This window comes from Candidatus Cryosericum hinesii (assembly GCF_003570985.1).
Classification (GTDB): domain Bacteria; phylum Caldisericota; class Caldisericia; order Cryosericales; family Cryosericaceae; genus Cryosericum; species Cryosericum hinesii.
In genome coordinates this window covers 1-6111 of the sequence record NZ_QXIW01000004.1, presented here as the reverse complement: position 1 = coordinate 6111, position 6111 = coordinate 1, and the positions used below count along the sequence as shown (strand labels likewise).

General features: G+C 56.3%; 6 protein-coding genes. 3 read left to right on the top strand and 3 right to left on the bottom strand.

The features are described from left to right. From SMC3_RS00745 to SMC3_RS00735, 3 genes are all read left to right on the top strand, one after another. Window positions 1-501 (top strand): sulfite exporter TauE/SafE family protein (locus SMC3_RS00745; RefSeq protein ID WP_133299367.1); only part of this gene is annotated, 501 nt, incomplete at its 5' end. A gap of 104 nt (window positions 502-605) precedes the next feature. Continuing rightward, on the top strand, window positions 606-1679 hold the full coding sequence (locus SMC3_RS00740) for a PLP-dependent aminotransferase family protein (protein ID WP_119086761.1): 1074 nt from the start codon (window positions 606-608) through the stop codon (window positions 1677-1679). 26 nt (window positions 1680-1705) lie between these two features. After that, complete coding sequence (locus SMC3_RS00735) at window positions 1706-2521, top strand: Fpg/Nei family DNA glycosylase (protein ID WP_119086760.1); 816 nt, start codon at window positions 1706-1708, stop codon at window positions 2519-2521. 175 nt (window positions 2522-2696) lie between these two features. On the opposite strand, the gene SMC3_RS00730 is transcribed toward SMC3_RS00735, so the two are convergent. From SMC3_RS00730 to SMC3_RS00720, 3 genes are all read right to left on the bottom strand, one after another. Then, entirely contained in the window at window positions 2697-3923 is a 1227-nt protein-coding gene (locus SMC3_RS00730; protein WP_165846485.1) for an ABC transporter permease, read from the bottom strand. Between the two features lies 1 nt (window position 3924). Beyond that, window positions 3925-4605: an ABC transporter ATP-binding protein gene (locus SMC3_RS00725; RefSeq protein WP_119086818.1), complete on the bottom strand. Its 681-nt coding sequence runs from the start codon at window positions 4603-4605 to the stop codon at window positions 3925-3927. A gap of 9 nt (window positions 4606-4614) precedes the next feature. Further along, the coding region (locus tag SMC3_RS00720; protein WP_119089717.1) for an efflux RND transporter periplasmic adaptor subunit at window positions 4615-6111 on the bottom strand (1497 nt) is incomplete at its 5' end.

Here is a 6111-nt window from a genome sequence, read left to right as displayed (position 1 = left end):
CTGGCCATGCCGTTCTGCATCCTCCTGACCGGCATCGACACTGCTCGCCCCGTCCTTACTGTCCTGGCCCTTATATTGGACGTCTATCTTCTGGTCGTCTCGTGGAAGCACGTCGACTGGCGGCAGTACCTGCGCATCCTTGCATTTGTCTTGCCCGGACTTCCTATTGGCATGATCGCCTACAACGTCCTGCCACAAACCACGCTGATGCACATCCTCGCCATCTTCATGGTCGTCGTCGGCGTCCAGGGACTGGTCACACGGTTTCGGCCGGGCAAAGCGACGCCGCGACCATGGCCTGCCTGGCTTCTCAACACCCTGCTGTTCATCGGAGGCGCCATGCAGGGGGCGTTCACCTCGGGTGGTCCACCTGTCATTATCTACGCGACTCAGAAGCTGAAGGACAAAGCTTCGTTCCGCGCCACGCTGGTCGCCATCTGGACGACACTCAACGTNNGGCGCCCTGCTGGGAGACATCGCGCACCACCACATCAGCGGTGAACGCTTCATCCAGCTCATCTACGCAGTACTGCTCATCTCGGCAGTCTTCATGGTCCTGTAGGAATCATCATGAACGTATCAGACACATCCAGGAGGCAAATAGCATGATTGCATTCACGAGAGGGGTTCCCGCAACAGAAGCATTTCCGGTGGAGGCCCTGGGAGAGTGCGCCGCGTCGGCTCTCGCCAAGTACAGCTCACAGATTTTGCAATATGGCTCCTTCCGGGGATTCGGCCCGCTGCGTGAGTTCATCGCAGCCGGCCACGGACTCCAGCCCGACCAGGTTCTGCTGAGCCAGGGAGCCCTGCAGATCGTCGATTTCGTGGCCCGTTCCCTTATCACGCCGGGCTCGACCGTCCTAGTCGAGCAGCCCTCGTATGATCGTGTCATCAAGGTCCTGCGCCGGGCGGGCGCCACGGTTGTCGGCGTCCCCCTGCAGGAAGACGGCATGGACCTTACCGCCTGTGAGGAACTCATCCGTGAACACCATCCCCTCATGACATATGTCATCAGCGATTTCCAGAACCCTTCTGGTACAACAATGTCGGAGGCCAAACGCCGCGCATTCGCCGCCCTGGCAGAACAGTACGGCATGCTCGTCCTCGAAGATGTCCCTTATCGCCGCCTGCGATACGCCGGTGACGACGTTCCCACGATCCAGTCCATGATCCCGCATCGTACTATCCAGTTGGGCAGCTTCAGCAAGTTGCTGTCGCCCGGTCTGCGTGTCGGCCTCGCGTTTGGCCCCCAGCAGTACATGGACCGCCTCGGCAAGACCGCGCAGGATACGTACATCACCCCATCCCTTCTGTCACAGGCCACGGTCTTCGAGTTCATCGACACGGGCCTGCTGCCCGCTCAGATCGAGAAGCTGCACAACCTCTACCGCCCACGTCTGTCCGAACTGCTTGCTGTGCTCGACGCGGAAATGGCTGACCTGGGAACATGGGCCAGACCTGAGGGTGGTTTCTTTGTGGGCGTCACACTCAACAAGAGTGTCAAGGCCGAAGCTCTTATCGCCAGGGGCCTGGAGAAAGGTATTCAGCTCACAAACGGGCGCGACTTCTTCGCTGATGGGAGAGGAGACACCTTCGTCCGGCTGCCGTTCTGCGCGCTGACCACCGAGGAGATCGACGAAGGAGTCAGGACTCTGGCCCAGGTCGTGCGCTCCCTGTAGCCGGTCCCAGGCACGAGGAGGACGCCATGCCCGAACTACCCGAAGTGGTCAATCTGGCACGACAAATGGACCGGGAACTCCGCGGCAGGCGTGTGGCCGGGGTCGACGTCGTCCAGCCCAGATGTCTGAACGTATCACCCGACGAGTTCGGGCAACTGCTCGTCCATGCACAGGTGAACCGCGTGACGTCGAGAGGAAAGTGGATCTTCGTAGACCTCGAGCCGGGAGCAACGCTTCTGCTCAATCTCGGCATGGGTGGGGAAGTTCTCTTCCACCACAAGGGTGAGCTCTTGCCGGGGAACCGTCAGTCGGCCGTCCTGTTCGAGGACGGCAGTGCCTTCAGCCAGCACTTCTGGTGGTTCGGGTATGTTCATGTGGTCAAGACCATCGAACTCGCTTCCCATACCATGACAGCCGTGCTGGGTCTCGACCCGCTGGACGACAGCGAGTTCACGCCAGACATATTCGAAAAGATGCTGATAGAAAAGAAGCGGAGCACGATCAAGACGGTTCTCATGGACCAGAAGAACATCGCAGGCATCGGCAACGTCTACATCCAGGACATCCTGTTCGCGGCCGGCCTGCATCCCCTGCGCAAGACCGCCGACGTTACTGCGTCCGAGCGTCGAGCACTTTACGCCGCCATCCGCTTCCAGCTTGGACATGCACTGGAGTTGGGTGGCCTGGCATTCGAGAAGGACCTGTACAACCAACCGGGGCACTTCACGGAATTCCTGGTCGGGTACCGCGAAGGCAAGCCATGTCCCGTATGTGGCGCGCTCGTCCAGAAGATCCGGACCGGCAGCACGGCATCGTTCATCTGCCCAACCTGCCAGACGTAACACGATGTCTGGTAAGTCAAAAAGGGCTGCGTCCGGTCTCCTGCAGCAGATTGTGCTGGACCGTTCATAGCCCCTTCCGAGCTGGCACTCACCCGACGCCTGTGTCAAAGGTCAGACTGAGCGCATCATCACCTTTGTGGATGGTCGATGTATGTTCCTGTTCATGGACGACCTCCTATTCATACCGCAATGCATCGACGGGTTTCATCCGGGCTGCTGTACGAGCCGGATAGACTCCGAAGAACACCCCGACAGCGATGGAAAAACCGACAGCAAGAAGGATAGAGGAACCAGTTACTGACGTCGTCGTAAATCGGGAAACAATAAAATCCGAGCCAAGAACGCTGATCGCAATCCCCAAGATGCCTCCCGCGATGCTCAACAGGGAAGATTCAATAAGAAACTGGACGAGAATATCGCGTTCACGGGCTCCAAGCGCCTTACGGATGCCTATCTCTCGGGTTCGTTCCGTTACAGAAACGAGCATGATATTCATGATACCGATACCGCCGACCAGAAGAGAGAGACCTCCAATAGCCGCGAGTAACGTTGTCAGTATCGTCATGGACGACGTCACTAATGCTGTCATGGCTGCGACATCCTGAATGCTGAAGTCCACTTTCTTGTGTTTGCGTGTCAGGATATCGGTAATCTCAGTTGTGACTGCTAAGCTCTGAGTAGGATCGACGCACTTGATCGTTGTTCGTTGGATAACATTGTGGACGACACCGAACGACTTCTCTCCAACTGAGAACGGCAGGACGATTGCAGTATCAACAGAGCTCCCCATTGACTCACCTTTTGCCGTAGCAACGCCGACGACCTTGTAACTCGCGCCGTTTATCCGGATCGGCTGCCCCACTGCAGATTCATTAGGGAACAGGGTTGTCTGCACGGTGGCACCGATGACAACATTACGCGTCCGATTGTCGATATCACTCGTAGAGATCATACGGCCATTGGCAATCGTTACATTCTCAACTTCAAAGTACGTCGGTGTCGCGAAGATCCCGGTACCCGACATGGTGGTATCCCCGTTCTTGATCGTAATATTGGTCTGGTTGGTCGGCGATACGACAATCGGGTAGGTTACTCTTGCCTCGACATACGTCAAGTCTTCCGCCGTGATTTTGGCGCCGGCTGATGCTCCCCCCCTGTTACCTCCTCCGAAGCCACCACCGCCCATGAGGACATTCGACCTGGCGCCGGCTGTCAGGTACAGGTTGCCGGAGCCGGAACTCTGCATTCTGCTTAGAATGCTCTGTTTTGTCCCATTGCCAACTGCCATGAGCATAACAACGGCGGCAATACCGATGATGATTCCCAGCATGGTAAGAAACGAGCGCATTTTCGCTGCGAAGATCGCTCGCGTTGCATTCCGAAAACTGTCCCTGAGATCCATTCTAGTTCCTCTCATCGGCCACAACACGGCCGTCCTGGATACGAATCACGCGTTCCGCCTGCGCCCCGATGGTATCATCGTGCGTGACATAAATAATCGTCTTCCCGTCTGTGTGCAACTCCTTCATGATGTTCAGGATCTCGCGGGCCCCCTTGGAGTTCAAGTTGCCGGTTGGCTCATCAGCAAGAATAACCGGCGGATTCATCATCAGGGCCCGGGCAATGGCGACACGCTGTTGTTCTCCACCCGACATTTCAACAGGGCGATTGTACATACGATCCTTGAGCCCAACACGCTCCATCAGTTCATGAGCACGAGCTCGTTCGTCTCTTCCGCTGATCGCATGTGTGGAGTAGGTACATGGAAGAAGGACATTCTCCAGGGCACTCAGCTGCGGCAGCAAGTTGTAAGACTGAAACACGAATCCTATGTCTCGATTGCGAATACTGGCAAGATCATTCGATCGGAGTTGGGAAACATCACGGCCCTCGAGACGATAGGCACCGGAGGTCGGGGTATCCAGACATCCAAGAATATGCATCAGCGTCGATTTTCCAGAACCGGACGGCCCCATGATAGCAACAAATTCATGTTCGCCGATCTCAAAAGATACGCCGGCAAGAGCATCGATCGTGATGCTACCGATCGTATAGACCTTGCGGATATCGCTGAATTCGATCAGGTTCATGGATTACAGGCCGCCTGGGAGGCCACCGAAGCTGCCTCTTCCGGTTCCCGTGGTCGTTGATGAAGAAGACGTAGAGGACGACGTAGTGGTGGTCGCACTCGCCGTGCGCAGGATACGGTCTCCCGCTTTGAGGCCCGAGATAATCTGGACATAGACGTCGCCTTCAATGCCCGTTTTCACCTCTGTCCTGGTGGTCGTCCGCTTGTTGCTGGCATCCACAGATATCACTGTCACATAATTTTTGCCGTTTTCTGACAGGATCGATTCGACCGGGACAGCAAGAACTCCTTTTGCAGATGACGTCGTAATCGACGCATCGGCAGTCATGCCGGCAACCAGCGTAGTGGGAGGATTGGTGAACTGGATCTTGATGGCATATGCATTGACGCTACTCGAAGTCGCCACCAACGTAGTTCCAACATACGTGATCTTGGCCTTGAATGTCTGGTTGGGGTAGGCATCCATTGTCACCGATGCATCCTGCCCAGCTTTGACGTGCAGAACGTCGAGTTCGTCAACATATGCCTGGACATTCCATCCGCTTGTGTCGGCAATCACCGTCGCAGTGGTCGCAGTGGTCGCACTGGTTGCACTGGTTGCCTGATCGCCGACCCGGACGTTGAGCGATGTGATGACACCATCCCACGGAGCCTTCACCACATAGTTGTCGGAGGTGAGTTGCGTAGCCTGCAATGACAGCTCTGCCTGGTTCTTCTGCTGCTGCAGTAACTGGAGCTGCAGTGCAGCCTTGCGGGCCGTCTCGCTGAACCCGGCAAGATTAGACTGTGCAAGCGTCACACCCGCCTTTGCCTGGTCGACGTTCGCCTTGAGCACGTCCACATTATTCGCCTGTGAATCGACCGTCTTCTGGTTCGCCGCAAGGTTATTCTTCGCAGTCGTTACGGCCCTTTCAGCCTGAGTTACCTGCAGTTGAGCAGCGTTCAGGTTGAGTATCCTCTGTGCCACCGAGGCTTCGGCCGTTGTTTTGTTGGCCTCAGCACTTGCATTAGCGCTTTCGAGAGAAAGCCGTGCACTGTCGACCTTAGCCAAGTCTGCAGTAGTATCTTTCGCAGGAATTGCTTGCGCATCCAGGACAAGCTGATTCTCAGCCGCGGTCAAGGTGAGTTGAGCTTGCTGAACAGCAATATCAGACTGCGCTACCGACGACGTATCATAGTCCTGAAGGTACTTGAGGTTGGCCTGAGCGGTCGTGAGGCTTTCCTCAGACTTCGTCACTGCTTCTTGCAGACTGGTGACAGTTCCGGAGCTCGTATCGTCCACGGTTGCGTTCTTCAAGTTGTTCTCTGCCTGAAGCTCCTGAATCTGTGCCTGCTTCAGCGCAGTTTCCAACTGTATTTTGCTTGCCGCAAGATCAGTCGTGTTGGCTGTCTCAATGTTGAGGAGACTCGTCTGGTAGTTAGACTCGGCTTGAGCCAGCTGGTTGTCACGTGCCGCCGAGTCAATGCTAACGATGACGTCTCCTGCTTTGACGGAGTCCCC

Coding starts and splice junctions, on each gene's coding strand:
- SMC3_RS00740 (WP_119086761.1), top strand. CDS start 606: ATGATTGCATTCACGAGAGGGGTTCCCGCAACAGAAGCATTTCCGGTG.
- SMC3_RS00735 (WP_119086760.1), top strand. CDS start 1,706: ATGCCCGAACTACCCGAAGTGGTCAATCTGGCACGACAAATGGACCGG.
- SMC3_RS00730 (WP_165846485.1), bottom strand. CDS start 3,923: ATGGATCTCAGGGACAGTTTTCGGAATGCAACGCGAGCGATCTTCGCA.